The organism is Candidatus Sulfotelmatobacter sp. (assembly GCA_036500765.1).
GTDB lineage: Bacteria > Acidobacteriota > Terriglobia > Terriglobales > Acidobacteriaceae > Sulfotelmatobacter.
The window spans coordinates 520,688-536,927 of the sequence record DASYBM010000016.1 but is presented as its reverse complement, the minus strand read 5'-3'; the positions used below and the strand labels follow the sequence as shown (position 1 = coordinate 536,927).

General features: G+C 58.1%; 15 protein-coding genes and 1 tRNA gene. 7 read left to right on the top strand and 9 right to left on the bottom strand.

What is annotated here, in order from left to right; translation table 11 throughout:
- Positions 1–14 precede the first annotated feature (14 nt).
- Positions 15–266 (top strand): hypothetical protein, encoded by a 252-nt coding sequence (locus VGM18_19455; protein ID HEY3975190.1) that lies wholly within the window; start codon positions 15–17, stop codon positions 264–266.
- 38 nt (positions 267–304) lie between these two features.
- Positions 305–634 carry a hypothetical protein gene (locus VGM18_19450; protein HEY3975189.1) on the top strand — a complete coding sequence of 110 codons (330 nt, stop codon included), beginning with the start codon at positions 305–307 and terminating at the stop codon, positions 632–634.
- A gap of 81 nt (positions 635–715) precedes the next feature.
- Here VGM18_19450 and VGM18_19445 read toward each other — a convergent pair.
- Positions 716–792: transfer RNA gene (locus VGM18_19445), tRNA-Val, on the bottom strand.
- A gap of 171 nt (positions 793–963) precedes the next feature.
- On the opposite strand from VGM18_19445, the gene VGM18_19440 reads away from it, so the two are divergent.
- On the top strand, positions 964–1,854 hold the full coding sequence (locus tag VGM18_19440) for a ChbG/HpnK family deacetylase (protein ID HEY3975188.1): 891 nt from the start codon (positions 964–966) through the stop codon (positions 1,852–1,854).
- Between the two features lie 148 nt (positions 1,855–2,002).
- The gene (locus VGM18_19435; GenBank protein HEY3975187.1) at positions 2,003–2,683 is read left to right on the top strand and encodes a PilZ domain-containing protein; all 681 of its coding nucleotides are present in this window, start codon (positions 2,003–2,005) and stop codon (positions 2,681–2,683) included.
- A gap of 221 nt (positions 2,684–2,904) precedes the next feature.
- On the opposite strand, the gene VGM18_19430 is transcribed toward VGM18_19435, so the two are convergent.
- The 3 genes from VGM18_19430 to VGM18_19420 all read right to left on the bottom strand — a co-directional run bounded on the left by VGM18_19430 (position 2,905) and on the right by VGM18_19420 (position 6,688).
- Complete coding sequence (locus VGM18_19430; GenBank protein HEY3975186.1) at positions 2,905–3,456, bottom strand: transposase; 552 nt, start codon at positions 3,454–3,456, stop codon at positions 2,905–2,907.
- 126 nt (positions 3,457–3,582) lie between these two features.
- Entirely contained in the window at positions 3,583–5,037 is a 1,455-nt protein-coding gene (locus VGM18_19425) for a choice-of-anchor tandem repeat GloVer-containing protein (protein ID HEY3975185.1), read from the bottom strand.
- A 79-nt stretch (positions 5,038–5,116) separates the two neighbouring features.
- Positions 5,117–6,688 carry a hypothetical protein gene (locus VGM18_19420; GenBank protein HEY3975184.1) on the bottom strand — a complete coding sequence of 524 codons (1,572 nt, stop codon included), beginning with the start codon at positions 6,686–6,688 and terminating at the stop codon, positions 5,117–5,119.
- Between the two features lie 492 nt (positions 6,689–7,180).
- On the opposite strand from VGM18_19420, the gene bshA reads away from it, so the two are divergent.
- Positions 7,181–8,326 carry an N-acetyl-alpha-D-glucosaminyl L-malate synthase BshA gene (gene bshA, locus VGM18_19415; protein HEY3975183.1) on the top strand — a complete coding sequence of 382 codons (1,146 nt, stop codon included), beginning with the start codon at positions 7,181–7,183 and terminating at the stop codon, positions 8,324–8,326.
- On the opposite strand, the gene VGM18_19410 is transcribed toward bshA, so the two are convergent.
- The 4 genes from VGM18_19410 to galE form a co-directional block, all read right to left on the bottom strand.
- Complete coding sequence (locus VGM18_19410; protein ID HEY3975182.1) at positions 8,296–9,648, bottom strand: histidine kinase; 1,353 nt, start codon at positions 9,646–9,648, stop codon at positions 8,296–8,298. The genes bshA and VGM18_19410 overlap by 31 nt on opposite strands.
- Before the next feature lie 25 nt (positions 9,649–9,673).
- Positions 9,674–10,660 carry a D-2-hydroxyacid dehydrogenase gene (locus tag VGM18_19405; GenBank protein HEY3975181.1) on the bottom strand — a complete coding sequence of 329 codons (987 nt, stop codon included), beginning with the start codon at positions 10,658–10,660 and terminating at the stop codon, positions 9,674–9,676.
- Between the two features lie 8 nt (positions 10,661–10,668).
- Positions 10,669–11,493: a pyrroline-5-carboxylate reductase gene (proC, locus tag VGM18_19400; GenBank protein ID HEY3975180.1), complete on the bottom strand. Its 825-nt coding sequence runs from the start codon at positions 11,491–11,493 to the stop codon at positions 10,669–10,671.
- A 124-nt stretch (positions 11,494–11,617) separates the two neighbouring features.
- Complete coding sequence (gene galE / locus VGM18_19395) at positions 11,618–12,595, bottom strand: UDP-glucose 4-epimerase GalE (GenBank protein HEY3975179.1); 978 nt, start codon at positions 12,593–12,595, stop codon at positions 11,618–11,620.
- A gap of 281 nt (positions 12,596–12,876) precedes the next feature.
- Between galE and VGM18_19390 the strand changes: the two genes are divergently transcribed.
- A complete protein-coding gene (locus VGM18_19390) occupies positions 12,877–13,215 on the top strand; it encodes a 4a-hydroxytetrahydrobiopterin dehydratase (protein ID HEY3975178.1) in 339 nt (112 codons plus the stop codon).
- A 227-nt stretch (positions 13,216–13,442) separates the two neighbouring features.
- Here VGM18_19390 and VGM18_19385 read toward each other — a convergent pair whose 3' ends face one another.
- Entirely contained in the window at positions 13,443–14,459 is a 1,017-nt protein-coding gene (locus tag VGM18_19385; GenBank protein HEY3975177.1) for a YpdA family putative bacillithiol disulfide reductase, read from the bottom strand.
- A 245-nt stretch (positions 14,460–14,704) separates the two neighbouring features.
- On the opposite strand from VGM18_19385, the gene fumC reads away from it, so the two are divergent.
- Positions 14,705–16,141 carry a class II fumarate hydratase gene (gene fumC / locus VGM18_19380; protein HEY3975176.1) on the top strand — a complete coding sequence of 479 codons (1,437 nt, stop codon included), beginning with the start codon at positions 14,705–14,707 and terminating at the stop codon, positions 16,139–16,141.
- Positions 16,142–16,240: the final 99 nt, after the last annotated feature.

Here is a 16,240-nt window from a genome sequence, read left to right as displayed (position 1 = left end):
AGAGGTAAAGACGAATGTCGACTAACTCGTATTTCAGAAAATTAACCGAGAGCCAGCCGCCGGTAGTGGAGCCCGGACAGCGCAAGCCTCCGCAACGTGCGCTCGTGGCTCGACCGGATGAAGTCGTGGGCGCATCGGCCCCCTCAATTGCAGACCGCTCCGCGTATGGCAATCGGACAATGGTCGTTCCGGCAACCTGGGCGGAGGCGATTCGGAATCCGAAAATATGGGCAGAACTTCGACCGCTTCTCGTCGACGAAGATTAGGCGACGACGGAAGCAACTCTTCTGACTGAGGTGAGATCTTGCGGAATGAACTTGACACCCCGTTCGAAAGTATCGAAGGCGCGCAGGAATATCTGCGCCTGCTGGCTCATGCGGTGAACAAAACCCGGCAGGAAGTTGAGAGCGATATCGTCGCTCATCCAGAGCAAGAACAACGCCGCCTGGAGGCGCTGCGAATTGTGGCTTACAAGCTCGAAAAACTCGAGCAACACATGAAGAACAGCCGGCGCATCCTGAACGATCTGCGCTCTTTGCGCAGGCTCCTTTTCGAGGAGAGACGCCCACCGGCATCCCCGTCGCGGAACGTGTCCTCCACGTCCGACGCGGTGTATGAATCGGAATTGTACTAACCGTTGCGCTCAATCCGGATCACCAGGGATCCGGCAACAACATGACCGATTGATGTTTTCGATTACGCCAAGACGTGTGAATGGTGGGCAGTGCAGGACTCGAACCTGCGACCTCCTGCTTGTAAGGCAGGCGCTCTAACCAACTGAGCTAACCGCCCTTCTTAGTCTCGCCCGAAGCCAACGCCTGCTGCGAGAACTTGAATGGACGCACGAAACGCGCTGCAACGAGTATACGCGAGCCGCAACCAACGGGTTAAGGGCTTCGGCCCGCGAAATAGTCGACTCAGCCGGAGAAAATCCGGAAGACCATCGCCTGCTAGACTGACTGCGTGCGGCGGTTGATCGTCAACGCGGACGATTTTGGCTACACTGCGGGCGTGAACCGGGCTATCGTTGAGGCTCACAGGCATGGCGTCGTCACTTCTTCCACGCTGATGGCCAATGGCGCGGCCTTCGCCGACGCGGCGCGACTCGCTCCTGCTGTTCCGCAACTCAGCATCGGTTGCCATGTTGTGCTCACGGACGGCGATCCTGTTCTGCCCGCCAAACAACTCCCTTCACTCACCTCAGCCGCGCACTTTCGCGATGGCATGGTGGCGTTCGCCGCGCGCGCGATTGCTGGCGCCATGAATGCCGACGAAATCGTCGCCGAGGCCACGGCACAAATCCGCAAAATCCAGTCTGCCGGCATTGTCGTTTCTCACATCGACACTCACAAACATACCCACTTGTTTCCGACGATTCTGCGGCCGCTGCTGCGCGCGGCGGCGGCCTGCGGTGTGCGCGCCGTACGCAATCCCTTTGGCCCGCGGTTACCGTTGCAATCGAGTCACCTGCTGTCGCGCCCGGGGCTTTGGGCACGCTACGTCGAAGTAAGGATCCTGAACGGGTTCGCCGGAAAGTTCCATGCGGCAGTACTCCAGGAAGGCTTCGCTTGTCCCGACGGCACACTGGGAGTGGTGGTTACCGGAGCGCTCGACGAAACATTGTTCCCGGCTATCGCCCGCAGCATTCCTGAAGGCACGTGGGAATTTGTCTGCCATCCCGGCTATAACGATCCCGATCTTCAAGCCGCCGCAACCCGGCTTCGCCAATCGCGGGAGACGGAGTTGCGCGTCCTGACTTTGCCCGCAGCCCGGCAAGTGCTGGCGCAGGAAAATATTGAGCTCATTTCTTATCGCGAACTCGCAACAAAAGCCGGAGTAAGCCAGCCGTCGTAATTCAATCATTTCGTTCTAAAGGCGGCTTCGCTAAGTACCGTTCCAACGCGGGAATGGGTACTCTCGTAACCTGCCAATCTGCTGCGCGGCGTATGATACTTTCCATACCCTGTTGTTTGAGTTTTTGTAATCTGGAGGGTTTTCGCTCATGTCGGCCCCAGCGCCTGCTCCGCGCGCGACTCTGGACTTAAAGGTCCGGGTATGGGGCATGGGCGCGAATAACCAGCCGTTTTTCCAGAATGCAATGGCGCAGAACGTGAGCGTGACCGGCGCCTGTCTCTTTGGCATTGAGCCCGATCTGAAAGTGGGTGATGTGATCGGCGTGCAGTATGAGACAAAGAAAGCTCGTTGCAGGGTGGTCTGGGTCGTCGATGCGGGAGCATTGAAGAAAACTCAGGTAGGCGTGACGCTGGTCGCCGACCAGGATTGTCCATGGGCTGCGGCTCTTCCCGCCGACTTGAAACCGGACGAACGGACCGAGCAGCGCCACGACAACCGGAGAAAATTTCTTCGCCACCGGATTAATTATCCTCTGGAGCTGCGCGACGAGCGCGTGAATACTCCCATGCGAGTCAACGCCACCGACGTCAGCGGCAATGGCTGCTATGTTGAGACCGTCATGCCTCTGCCGATCGGCACCGCGCTACGAGTGGACTTGTGGATTGAAGATGACCATCTCACGCCGAGCGCCGTGGTTCGCACCCGCGATCCTGGGGTGGGCATGGGCATCGAGTTCACCGGAATGCCGGAAGAATCGAAGAAGCGCTTTCAGGCTCATCTCGACAAAATGGACCCTGGCATTTCCTTTGGGCACAAAGAAAGCATCTAGCGCTTGCAGAGTCAAATTCTTAAAGTGTTCCTGTAGGAACGTTGTGGAAAAGTACGGAATCGCCGGCCTCAAGTGATTGATTCGGCTGCGAGGCGTTTTGGGCGGGTGGCCCATCCTTTCGACCTCGCGTACACCAGCAACACGGTGGGTGCCCCATTCTTCGCGTACTTTGCGAAGGATGGGCGGTACGGACGCCTGCACCGGAGTGTTCGGCCCGACACTTAGGCTATTTGATCACGAAAGGAAATCTCCGGCCAGCCCTCATTCACGCGCACCGGGCCGGCCTCCTCCAACAGATAGAACCGATAGCTGCTCCAGCGCCATTGTTCCGGGGACGTCACGAGTGCCCGCTTGACCGGATTGCGGTGCATGTAGCGCAATTTCTCAACCCGCTTTTTCGTCGTCCAAACATTGAAATCGTAGAAGCGCGCCTGCCAGAAGGCTCGACGTGGCTCTTGTTCGAACAGGTTTCGCTGTCGCGGATTCCTTCGCTTGCGCTTCGGCAACAAGGCGCGGGCCGTGCGCTGTTTCAAGACTTGCATCACCGTAGAAGGAGTTCCCACCTCTGGTTCGGTGACGAGAAGATGAATATGTTCCGGCATGATGACGTATCCGACCACGACAAAGCGGTAGCGCTGTCGCGTCTGTTCGAGGATGGAGAGGAATCGGTCGCGAGTCCGCGCCGAGTTGAGCAAAGGGAGCCGTCGATAGCAGGAACAAGTGATAAAGTGCAGGTGGTGGGCGCCGTAAGTTCGATGCAGGCCAGTGGGCATGACGAAGAATTATGGTACAAGCAGCATCGCGCCCACCCTCGCAAAAACGCGAGGATGGGGCACCCACAGTTTCGTAATGGGAAGAAAGATCAACGGAAAAGATGAAAGGATGGCCCACCCGTCCGGTTACTTGATAATCCGGAAGTTGACATTGCTGGTTAGGGTTCCAGATGGAGTGGTGACCACGACTTTCCCGGTGGTGGCGCCATTCGGAACGACGGCGGTCATGTAGGTGTCCGCTACGACGGTGAAACTCGTCGCGGGGACGCCGTTGAAGGTCACGGATGTTGTCCCGGTCAGTCCCTGCCCGAGAATCTGAGCTTTCTTACCAACGCTGCCAGCGGGGCTCACGAAGGCGATGAACGGCCCAAGGCCGGTATTCTCGCTGAAGATGGTGCCGAAGGAAGTGTTGCCGTCCCCAGCGGTGCTCCCGTAAAAAGTGCCGTTGGTAGCCTGAAGTAGCCCGGCTATCGAAAAGTAGCTGTCCTCGAAGGCATATAGACTGTCGATCCCGCGGCCCGAGCCGACTTCGTAAATATTGCCGTTTCCCGATGGGGCACCGCTAGACGTTGTCCCGTAGTAATTTCCATCCGTCGCCAAAATTAATCCCGCAAAGGGAATAGAACCGTTACCCCAACTGAAGTTCTGCAGTGAGGTGAACTTCCCTGTCGAGGTGACCTTAAAGATCGTGCCGCAACCGACGTCGCATACATCAAGCACGGTGCCACCGTAGTTTGCAGTCCCGGAAAAGTTTCCTGTCTTGGACTCGACCAGCGCCCCAATGGGTCCGGCGCCATCGATATAGCTGAAAGCATGCAGCGTTGTCAGAACGCCCGCGGGCGTCATTTTGAATACAGTGCCGCAGTTGACTCCGGTCTCTTCGCAGTTAGTCGCATCGTCGCCGTAGGTGGTTCCGTAGAAGTTGCCATCGCTGCCCTGAATCAATGAACGGGGAGAGGCACCATCGGTGCCGTCAAAACTGTGCAGCGTAGTGAGTTGGCCGCTCGGTGTCATTTTGAAGACGGTCCCACACAGATAGCAGGATGCATCCGCACCGCCGAAAACGGTGGTTCCGTAAAGGCTCCCGTCGGTTCCCAGGGTCAGTGATCGAGGAGAGGAGCCATCTGCGCAGTTGGTTTGGGCGCAGAAGCTGTAGAGCGTGGTCAACGCGCCCCGTGTGGTGATCTTAAAAATCGTGCCGCCGGAGTTTGCTCCTCCGCCGCTGGTGGTTCCGTAGAAGTTTCCATTAACAGCCAGCACCAGGGTTCCTTGCGGATTTGCTCCGTCGGCGCAGTTCGTTTGACGGCAAAACTTGTGAAGCGTCGTGAGGGTTCCACCTGGGGTAACTCTGAATACGGTACCGCATCCGTTCGGCGACTCGCACGAGGTGGGACCTCCGTAGGTCGTAGTTCCGTAAAAACTGCCGTCAGTTCCCTGGACGAGCGACGCATAGGGGCTGGAGCCGTTTACTATATTGAAGTTCACCAATGTTGTGAAAGTCTGGGCATTCGAGGACGCTGCCCCAACCACGCAAACGATCAAGAGCAGATAGATTGCAGACGTCCATCCGAAGTTAGTCATACCATCTCCTTATGTTGGTCTATCGGGGCCAAAATCCCTCAATTTTGAAACATCGAACTAGGGCTCTCTTTTCGCCCTGTTATGGTGCCAGTGCAATAACGGGTTCGCTACCACCGGCTGCGACCCAGCTATCCGCGGGCGGGGTGAATGGGCCAGTGATTTGCGCGCCGAGTGTTGTCGGACCCTCGGAGGTCGCAGGTAACGGGATTAGTGTTGTCACTATAGATGCCAGTTTCAGCGCGGTGGCCTCGCCAGTAAGTCCAAGGTAGTATTTGCCGGTCGGAAATGCTACCGTGCCTTCCTGAAAAGCGATTGGTGCCTGCACACCCGTCGTCGTGAAAGCTTGTGGCGAAATGTGAGCCACCAGAACAACACAAGGAGGGGTGAACGTCATGCATAGGGTTGTGGAGTTTGTAACCGCGTAGATTCCGACACTGTACAAATTAGTAGGAGTTGTGTCGGCGGTTGCGACGTCGAGAACAATATGTCCGGCCATCACCTGTGCGGGGATTATTAGGCCGTAAATGTATTGAGTGCCACTCGTGGCAATCGTTACGCTGCCCGCTGTTGGGCCGTTCGTCCAATAGCTCTGTAGAAGCGCGCTCGCTTGGGGGACCAGATCGACTAGATGGCTCGTCGTAGCGGGCGAGGCCGTGTCGCCCACAGCGATTCCGATGGACTCGCCCACGGGACATGCGTTGGCGCTATTTACAACGTAGCTGGCGTTGGCGTCATCTTTGCAGACGAAGTCGCCGTTATGGAATGTGACGCCCGTCGTCCCGGCGCTGAGAATCGGTACGCGTCCGTAGCGCACGGGAGTAAGCGTAACACCAGTATTAGGTGGCGGCTGCAAGGCCAGCTGCCCTGGGATGCTGCTATTAAACACGCCGACCCAATTCTCCGCAGCGCCAGTGTTCGTGCAGGGCTGAACGACCTGCGAGGCGCCAGTCGCACCGGTGGGACAGGCCAGTCTACCGTCCGTTACTGACACGTTCGATACGATGTAGCCCTGGAGAATCTGCAGAGAGCCTTCGATTGACCCGTCAGCGCCTGTGCCCGCTTGAAGTTGCCCAGGCTCGATAGTGATGAATCCTGCGCCCAATCCCGCGGCTGTACTCAGGTTCGTTTGACCAGTGAACGTGGACGGCGTGTTCGCGCTTGCCCCCGTTAGCAGGGGCTCCGGTCCGACAGTTATCTGCCCCCTAGACGCAATATTGATCTGGGCGGGCCAGAGCATAGTGATGTTGTGCGTTTGATTCGTCGTCGCCAACCGCGTCCACTCGATAACGTCCTGCGGGTTCGCGCCGCTGCCTGCGTCGACGCGCAGCTGCCAGCAGCCCGGCGCCGACACCGGCGTTCCCATTCCGAGCAACTGCTGGGCGCACATTTGAAAATATGGCGAGGGGTAGTTGGAGGAAACGGCCTTAGCATTCTGGAGTATGTCGATACCGCCCATGCCGCTGCCAAACGGCGTTGGCAGCGTTGCACCGCCGGTCGAGTTCGACTGGTTAATGATTTGTAGCGGCGTGTTGGGGTCTGGGCCCGATGAACTCATCGCCTGAATCGCTGTCAAATACTTCGGCGCAGCAAGCCCGGTGCCGTCCGTCGCCGACAGCAGCGGAAGGGTACCGCCGCACTCGGTTATCAACACTTGGTTCTCTGACAAGGCTGCCGCACACGATTGCATCGGCGCAACTGGCCGGCCGGCACGAGAGGCGTTTGCCCTCGGTCCGGTGTTGCCGGGCTCGCTGTCGATGGGATCTTTCGTTGAACCCTCTGCCTTCAGAACTGGAGTTGCCTTTGAGGATTGACCAAACGCATATGCACCGAGGGACCCAAGCGCAAGACCTAGTACGACAATCTTTGGGATTCTCATTGCACTCCTATTGAACTGCGATCAAATGGCGGAGGCCCAATTCAGGTGCCGCGAGGACAGGTCTGTCTCTTGTCGGGGGGAACTGCGCGACAACAACACCGCCGATTTGACCACACAGGTCTGAACGGCGTCAATAGGAAAGCGAGCAGCTCGCGGGTCCGGCGCTCTCCTCGGGCCTTCAGTGGCGGCAACCCCATGTAAAATCTGCAACTCCTGCGCATTCCGGCCATCGAATGACGGGAGTATCGAGAAGGCGGCCTCTCGCGTATGAAGATTGGGATCACGTGTTATCCGACGTATGGCGGCAGCGGTGTGGTCGCCACCGAGTTGGGGCTGGAGCTGGCGCAGCGCGGGCACGAGATCCATTTCATCTCGTATGCGCAGCCGATTCGGTTGCGGGGCGAAGAACCGAATATCCACTATCACGAAGTGGAAGTGTCGCGTTATCCGTTGTTCGATTATCCTCCGTACGATCTGGCGCTGGCGACGCGCATGGCCGAGGTGGCGCAGCTTTATGATCTCGACTTGCTGCACGTACACTACGCGATTCCGCATTCGGTGAGCGCGCTGTTGGCGCGGCAGATGATGGCGGAGGGACCGCGTGGACGCCGCTTGCCTTTTGTTACGACTTTGCACGGCACCGACATCACGCTGGTCGGCCTCGACCGTTCCTATCTGCCGATCACGCGCTATTCGATTCAGCAGAGCGACGGGGTTACGGCGATCTCGAACTATCTGAAAGACCGCACGCAGCGCGTGTTCGACGTGAAGAACAGCATCGAGGTGATTTATAACTCGGTCAATTGCGATGTTTACCGCCGCAACCCGGAAACTTTTGCGGAAATGCGAAAGGAATATGCGCCTAACGGCGAGCGCGTGCTGGTGCATTTGTCTAACTTTCGTCCGGTGAAGCGCTTGACTGATGTGATTGAAATTTTCGACCGGGTTCACAAGAAGATGCCGTCGAGATTGCTGCTGATCGGCGATGGCCCCGACCGTTCTGTCGCGGAGTGGCTGGCGGTGCAAAAGGGCATTCACAGCGACGTGCTGTTTCTGGGCAAGCAGGATCAGATTCAGGAGAAGGTATCGATAGCCGACATTATGCTGATTCCGAGCGAACTGGAATCCTTTGGGCTGGCGGCGCTGGAGGCGATGGCGTGCGAGGTGGTCCCGATCTCGACGCGGGCCGGCGGCGTACCGGAGGTCATCGACCACGGCAGGAGCGGATATCTCGCCGACGTGGGAGACGTAGAGACGATGGCGCGGTACGCCATCGATCTGCTGAGCAACGAGCAACTTCTGCGGACCATGGGGAAACAGGCGCGGGAGGCGGCGATGGAGCGGTTCTGCTCGACCAAGATTGTGAAACAGTACGAGGATTTTTACCGGCGCGTGCTGGAGCGCTCGGCATAGAAGCCTTCCGGCACGGAACTCGCCGCTTCGACGAGCGGCAGGCGGATGCGAACCAGAGTTCCCTTCCCTTCGTGACTGTCGATAGTCATGCGCGCGGTGTCTCCGTAAAGCACCTGCAGGCGCTCGGAGATGTTAGCCATGCCGATGCCCATACCCGACCAACTGCTGCTCTCTTCCAGGTGAGTGGAGCCCATACCGACGCCGTCATCTTCGACTTCGATGATGAGGCGGGAGTCGACCATACGGCTGCGAAGATAAATGCTGCCGCCCTCCACTTTCGGCCCCAGGCCGTGCTTAATGGAGTTTTCGACCAGCGGCTGTAGCAGCATGCTGGGGACGACCACGTCGAGCGTGGCAGGATCGAACTCTTTGACCACGCGAAGTTTATCGCGCCCGAAGCGCACGACTTCAATGTCGAGATAGTTGTCGATGAATTCGAATTCTTCCCGTAAAGGTGCAAACGCCTCGCTGCTGTTGAGCAGGCGGCGCAAAATCGTCGCCAGCTTGAAGATCACTTCCCGCGCCATGTCTGGGTCGAAGCGCACTAGCGATGAGATCGAATTCAAAGTATTGAATAGAAAGTGCGGATTGATCTGGTTCTGCAAGGCCTCCATGCGGGCGTGCAGCAGAAGGCGCTCTTGCTCTTCCAGCTTGATTTGGATGCGGACGCTGTTAAAAATCTTCAGCTCGATGCCGATCGCCATCACCGACGCGGCGTAGATGGCGCTCTCCACCCACCAGTTGTCCAGACTCTCCAGCGCAAACATCGAATGCGGAAAATAATCGACCAGTTCGGTTTGCACGAAACGCAGACCGATCACGGTGGTGAAGAAAATAATCTGCCAGTCGAAAAGTCGAGGCCGGGGCAGATTGCGGCGGATGAGCCGAAAAATACTTTGGTCGATGAATGGAGTGAACGACCAGATATCGTCCTTATCGAGCGCCATGGTACGAAACTGGCCGGAGATAAATCCGCAGAGCAGCAGGAAAGGAAGCGTGGCCCACTCGCCGTGCAACATAGCGGGAAAGGCCATGAGCACGCCGCCGAGCGAGCCGGCCCAACGCCCGCCCACCATTCCCAGGAGAATGGTGGTTTCGAAGCTAAGATCACCGGCTAGAAAACTTTTCTGCCACATCCGGATCCAAACGCCGACCATGATCGGCAAGCCGAACCAAAGGACGAGGTAAATCTTCTGCCGGAAAGTGCGCTCCTCGCGAAACAACAGAAGCTTGAATTCCTTGGAACGCACCAGCGTGCTGGATACAGCCGCGGCCACGCCCAGCTTGACCAGCAAGTTGATGAGGATGAGGCGCTGTTCCATTACCAAAACTGTAGCACGCCTTGCTTCAGTATCCCTTGTGCTTGTCGACCACGAAGCGCAGCGGCTCATGCGCCAGATAGCGGCGGAGATTGTCGGAGAATAGATCGTAGTGCCGATGCCAGAGCTTTTCGGTGAGGCCTGCGGTATGCGGCGTGATCAGCAGATTCTCTACGGACCATAGTGGAGAGTCGGCGGGTAGCGGTTCGAGTTCAAATACGTCGAGCGCGGCTCCGGCGATGTGGCGTGTTCGCAGCGCCTGCGCGAGCGCGGCTTCATCGACCTGCGCGCCGCGGCCGACATTGATCAGGCACGCGCCGGGTTTCATCGTGGCGAGGCGATCGGCGCTGATGAGTTTTTCCGTGGCGGGAATCAGCGGGGCAGCTAATACCACATAGTCAGACTGCTTCAGGAGTTGGTCGAGCGCCGACGTCGGGAATACGAAGTCAACACCTTCCGGCTTTTCTTTTTCCATGTGCTCGCGCACGGCGATTACGCGCATGCGCAGAGCCGCGGCCATCTGTGCCACCCGGCGTCCGATGCTTCCGACGCCGATCAGGCCCAGAGTAGCACCCGAGATTTCGCGGGGATGCGGTCCATCGTTCCAGATTTTCTCCTGAGCCCAGATATGTTGCTTCTGGAAGAGAACGGCCTGCGGAATCTTTTTCGCCAGCGCGAAGACCAATGCCATCACATGCTCGGCGACGACCGGACCGTGGACTTCCCGCGAGTTTGTGACGACAATGTCGCTGTCGATCAATTCCGGAAACAGCAACTGATGCACGGCGGCGCTGGGAGCGTGCACCCACCCCAGATTGCGGGTCGCGGCCAGTTGTTCGGGCCGCAGCGAGATGGTGAAGATGATTTCAGCGTCGCGAAGATCTGCCTCGATGCCCTCATAGCTGTCGCGCAGCCTGATCTGTACCTGCGGAAATTCCTGCGCCAGCCGCTCCCCGAACCAGGCGGGCACCTTCCACAAATCAAAGCGGTGATGCACGACAATCAGCAGCTTCATCGATGAGACTATCCGTAGGCCAGTTCTTTGGCGCGCTGTGCCGCTTTTACGACCGCTTTGATCAGCGTGACGCGCAACTTCCCTTCCTCAAGTTCCATGATGGCATCGATGGTGCAGCCGGCCGGCGTGGTTACGGCGTCTTTCAGCAGCGCCGGGTGATCGCCGGTTTCGAGCACGACCCGCGCCGCGCCCAGCGTGGTTTGGGCGGCCAGCAAAGTCGCAATGTCGCGCGGCAGTCCGACTTTCACCCCAGCCTCCGCCAGCGATTCGAGGATGATGTAAATGTAGGCTGGGCCGCTGGCTGAGAGTGCAGTCACGGCGTCCATGTGTTTTTCGTCGACCACAACCGTGCGGCCCACGACATCGAACATGCGGCAGGTCAGGGCGACGTCTTCCGCGCTGGCGTGTTTGCCTTTGCAGATGGCCGTCATCCCCGCGCCCAGCAGGCATGGCGTATTGGGCATGGCACGGATGACGGGAACATTTGGCGGCAGATTTTTTTCGATCATCGACGTCGGCACCGAGGCCGCCACCGACACGATTACCTGCTTCGAAGTAATGTGCGGGCTGATCTCGCATACTACGTCCTCGACCACCTGCGGCTTCACGCCGATCACAATAATGTCGGCTCCTTTCGCCGCCTCCCCGTTGTTGGTGCCAACTTTTAGTTTCAGCTTTGTCGCGAGCGCCTGGGCGCGCTCTTCGTGGGCAACGGTCGCGCAAGTGGACTGCGCCGAGAGCATGCCGCTCTTCAGCAAGGCCTGTAGAATAATGCCGCCCATCTTGCCCGCACCCAGGAACGCCACTTTCTTCCCTGCCAGATCGTTTCCCATAATTTTCCTCAGGAAGTCAAAATCAAAATCTTAACCACAGAGGGCACAGAGGTTCACAGAGGAAGAGCAGGACATTTTTCAGTGCTCTTCTGTGCCCTCTGTGGAAAAGATTTTTGCTGCAAGCTTAACGCACGGTAGCCTCACGTCGCCGCTCCATCCAGTTCCATGCGGTCTTGACTACGTCGCGCAGACCGCGAGTTGCCTTCCAGTCCAGCAGGGCCTGCGCCTTCGCTGGATTCGCCACCAGCGTCGGCGGATCTCCCGGCCGCCGCGCTACCCTCCTGTGCGGCACGCGCTTTCCGGTAACCTCCTCGACCATCGAGATTACTTCCTGCACCGAAGCGCCCGTGCCGGTTCCAACGTTCACGGCACAGCTTTCCTTCCCTGCCGTCAGGTGATCCAACGCCTTCAAATGGGCGCTCGCCAAATCGTTCACGTGGATGTAGTCGCGCACGCAAGTTCCGTCGGGGGTGGGATAATCAGTGCCAAACACTTGCAACTCGGGGCCAAGACCCGCGGCTGCGCGCAGCGCCAGCGGAATCAAATGCGTTTCCGGCTCATGCAGTTCGCCGATCTCTCCGCTGTCGTCGGCGCCTGCCGCATTGAAATAACGCAGGCTGGCGTAACGGAACCCATACGCCCGATCATATGCCTCCAAGGCCTGCTCAAAGAATAGCTTCGTTACTCCGTAGGGATTCACCGGCTCGCGCGGCGTATTTTCTTCGATGGGAATTTTTGCCGGTTCGCCATACACGGCGCAGGTCGAGGAGAAAATGATCTTCTTTACGCCCGCATCCAGCGCGGCGTTCAGCAGCGAGAGTCCGCCCTCGACATTGTTGTGAAAATATTTTCTTGGATTGCTCACCGACTCGCCGACATAAGCGTGCGCGGCGAAATGCATGATGGCTTCGGCCCGCCGCAACACTTGAGCCAGAGCCGCAGAGTCGAGCATGTCGCCCTTGACCAATTCAAAGCCGGCCGCCAGGCATTCGTAGCCGGTGCTGAGATTATCGAAAATAATAACTTCGTGCCCAGCCCGCCTCAGGGCCCGCGCCGCATGGCTGCCAATGTATCCCGCACCGCCAATCACCAGAACGACCACGATATGATCCTTTCTGTCTTTCCTTCTTTACTCTCTTCGCGTGTTCCTACGACAGCCGGCGGCTCGACGAGCGAAGCAGCACGCCCCGGCGTCCACGGCGATATCCAATGGCTTCATGGTTGCTGGAGTAACATTCAGAACCGGGAGGGGAGCAGAACGAACATTGTACACAGAACGCAGGCGATTCGATGCGCGAATGATGTGGCGATCCCTTCGGCACCTGCCCAAGTCAGCACAGTTCTCCTGCTAGGATATATCCCTATCTCCCTGCGAGGGTACTCATGGAAACTGCACTTGCCGACAGAAAATGCGTGCCTTGCCGCGGAGGCGTTCCGCCGCTCAGAGGACCGGGACTGGGCGAGATTCATCGGAGCGTCCCGAAGTGGGCAGTGGTGGACGAGCATCACCTTCGACGCGAGTTCAAGTTCCCCGACTTTCAGCAGGCACTCGAATTCGTCAATCGCGTGGGAGCCCTGGCCGAGGAGCAAGGACATCATCCTGACATTTTTCTGGCGTGGGGCAAGGCGGAGATTACGCTCTGGACCCACAAGGTCGACGGACTCACAGAGAGCGACTTCATTATGGCGGCGAAGATCGATCGGATGTGGGGAGTAGATTAAGAACGAATCCTGCTGAAAGCAAGCTCAGAAGGGGCAAATCGTGATTGAAGAAATCAGAGCCGCCCCAACTTCGCCGCCATCCAGAGGCGACGGAAATTGCGGTTGCCTCGGAGAGGCCGATGTAAGAGGCGAGCGAAATGGAGGGAACAGTGCGGATCCATGCGGGCTACCAGTGTAACGGCGTGAGTCATGGGTCTGCCGGAAGGAGATTATTTATTACCTGGGCCTTATTCTTGGGGAGTGGGATCGTAACCGCGCTGGGATGTGGGCTTCAGATTCTTCTTGAGGTCTTCCGCGATTTGCCGGCCGTGGAAGCGTCCGTTTTCAATAAATATCTCGTTGGTCCGCGATCCAGCTACGATCACGCCTGCAACATAAATTCCCGGAACGTTGCTTTCGAGCGAGACTGGATCGCACACCGGACGGCATTGCTGCTCTGACAGTTCGATGCCCATGCTGCGCAAAAAATCGTAGTCAGGATGGTAGCCAATCAGCGCCAGCACGAAGTCGTTTTTCAATCGGACCGGGCCGCGCGGCGTGTTCAGCACGACGTGGTCGATCCCGATTTCCTGCACGCTGCTGCTGAAGTAGGCTTCAATCTCTCCTGCCTTGATTCGATTTTCGAGGTCGGGCTTGATCCAGTACTTAACGTGATGATGAAGCCGCTCCTCGCGATGCACCAGCGTGACACGCGCGCCATGACGCCACAAATCGAGGGCCGCGATCGCCGCTGAATTCTTTCCGCCGATCACCAGCACCTCCGTGTCGTAATAAGGATGCGGCTCGCCGTAGTAATGCGAGACCTTAGGAAGATCCTCGCCCGGAATGCAGAGCTGGTTGGCCAGATCGTAGTAACCAGTCGAAACAATAACCTTCTTCGTCTTGTAATCGTGCGGACGGCCGGCGCGATCGGTCGCCGTAATGCTGAAGTTACCATCTTCCCCCATGACAGTCTTCACCCATTCGTACTGGCGGACGTCGAGGCGATAGTGCTCGGCAACCTTGCGGTAATATTCGAGCGCTTCTTCGCGGTTGGGCTTTTGCAGTGCCGTGGTAAATGGAATGTCGCCAATCTCAAGCAGCTCCGGCGTGGTGAAGAACACCATGCTCGGAGGGTAATGAAACAAGGAGTTGACCAGGCACCCTTTGTCGACGACGACGACTTTGAGTCCGATTTTTTGGGCCTCGATGGCGCACGCGAGTCCCGTCGGCCCGGCCCCGATGACGAGCACATCGCAGCGCATATCGGGCTGCGGCTTGGCTTTGGCCTTGGCTTTCACCAGCGTGTCGAGTTCGGCAGCCACAACAAATTCAGGCATGGGAATGCGGAGTCGGTCGAGGATGACGAGGGTTCGAACGCAACTCGGAAAGCGATGATTCTAGCATGGGGCAAATCGATTGTTCGCCAAACTGACGACCGCCTTCCGCGCGCAGCCCGGGGCTATAATTTTCTGTTGCCCTTATCTCTCCGCCACCGCCAGGAGTTTCCATGTCCACTGTTACCGAGAAGGCCGCCGAAACGGGCTTAAAAAAGTCTGCTATACCCACCCGCACCGAATCCGACAGCATGGGGAAGATCGAAGTTCCCTCGAGTGTGTACTGGGGCGCGCAGACGCAGCGCTCTCTGCTGCACTTCAACATTGGACGCGACACCATGCCGCCGGAGCTGATCCGCGCTTTCGGCACACTGAAGAAGGCCTGCGCGCTGGTGAATCAGGATCTGGGCAAGCTTCCCGCCGACAAGGCGAAGCTCATCGTCCAGGCAGCCGATGAAGTGATCGCGGGCAAGCTCGACGACCAGTTCCCGCTGCGTGTCTGGCAGACGGGCAGCGGCACTCAGACCAACATGAACATGAACGAAGTCATCTCCAACCGCGCCATTGAAATTGCCGGAGGAGAAATGGGATCGAAGAAGCCGATTCATCCCAATGATGACGTCAACATGTCGCAGTCATCGAATGACACGTTCCCCGCGGCGATGCACATTGCCGCGGCGGATCGCGTAAAGAATGCGCTGATCCCCGCGATTAAAACAGTGCGCGCCGCGATTGAAGCAAAAGCCAGGGAATTTCACGACGTGGTTAAGATTGGCCGGACGCACTTGCAGGATGCCGTGCCCTTGACCATCGGCCAGGAATTCGGCGGCTGGGCCAGCCTGCTGGAGCGCGACATCCATCGACTGGAGCAGGTCCTCGAAGGGCTTTACGATCTGGCCATTGGCGGGACGGCCGTGGGCACGGGCCTGAACACCCATCCGGAATTTGCCGAACGCGCCGCGAAGAAGATCGCGGAACTCGCTGGACTTCCCTTCCGCTCGCACGGCAACAAGTTCGCCGCATTGTCAGCGCACGACGAAATCGTCTTCGCGCAGGGCGCGATGGAAACGCTGGCTGCCTCGCTGATGAAAATTTCCAACGACATCCGATGGCTGGCCTCCGGACCGCGCTGCGGCCTGGGCGAGATCTCCATTCCCGAGAACGAGCCGGGCTCATCGATCATGCCGGGCAAAGTGAATCCTACGCAGTGCGAGGCCATGACCATGGTCTGCGTGCAGGTGCACGGCGCCACGGCCGCCGTCGGATTCGCCGGATCGCAGGGCAACTTCGAACTGAACGTCTACAAGCCGGTCATCATTTACAACTTTCTGCACTCGGTTACGCTCATCACCGACGCCTGCCACGGGTATGTCGAGTACATGCTCAACGGGATTGAAGTCGATCGCGCGAAGGTGGACTGGTACGTCAAGAATTCGCTGATGCTGGTAACTGCACTGGCTCCAAAGGTGGGCTACGACAAGGCCGCCCAGATCGCCCACACAGCGCACGTCGACCACTCAAGCCTGCGCGAGGCGGCGCTTAAGCTGGGATACCTGACCGGCGAGGAGTTCGATCAACTGGTGAAGCCGGAAAAGATGACGCGACCGTAAAGTCTTGCACATTTAGATGCGCGGCACACAAGGAGACGTATGCCAAAAGGAAAACATGGAAAACAGGGCGATCAACTTGCCACCCGTCCCCGAATGGCT

Excerpts from the sequence above, each read along its gene's own strand:
- VGM18_19410 (HEY3975182.1), bottom strand. The coding sequence starts at position 9,648 with ATGGAACAGCGCCTCATCCTCATCAACTTGCTGGTCAAGCTGGGCGTG.
- VGM18_19385 (HEY3975177.1), bottom strand. The coding sequence starts at position 14,459 with ATGCGCTGCGATGTGCTCGTCATCGGGGCCGGGCCGACGGGACTCGCG.
- proC (HEY3975180.1), bottom strand. The coding sequence starts at position 11,493 with ATGGGAAACGATCTGGCAGGGAAGAAAGTGGCGTTCCTGGGTGCGGGC.
- VGM18_19425 (HEY3975185.1), bottom strand. The coding sequence starts at position 5,037 with ATGACTAACTTCGGATGGACGTCTGCAATCTATCTGCTCTTGATCGTT.
- fumC (HEY3975176.1), top strand. The coding sequence starts at position 14,705 with ATGTCCACTGTTACCGAGAAGGCCGCCGAAACGGGCTTAAAAAAGTCT.
- VGM18_19405 (HEY3975181.1), bottom strand. The coding sequence starts at position 10,660 with ATGAAGCTGCTGATTGTCGTGCATCACCGCTTTGATTTGTGGAAGGTG.
- VGM18_19455 (HEY3975190.1), top strand. The coding sequence starts at position 15 with ATGTCGACTAACTCGTATTTCAGAAAATTAACCGAGAGCCAGCCGCCG.
- VGM18_19435 (HEY3975187.1), top strand. The coding sequence starts at position 2,003 with ATGTCGGCCCCAGCGCCTGCTCCGCGCGCGACTCTGGACTTAAAGGTC.
- VGM18_19430 (HEY3975186.1), bottom strand. The coding sequence starts at position 3,456 with ATGCCCACTGGCCTGCATCGAACTTACGGCGCCCACCACCTGCACTTT.
- VGM18_19390 (HEY3975178.1), top strand. The coding sequence starts at position 12,877 with ATGGAAACTGCACTTGCCGACAGAAAATGCGTGCCTTGCCGCGGAGGC.
- bshA (HEY3975183.1), top strand. The coding sequence starts at position 7,181 with ATGAAGATTGGGATCACGTGTTATCCGACGTATGGCGGCAGCGGTGTG.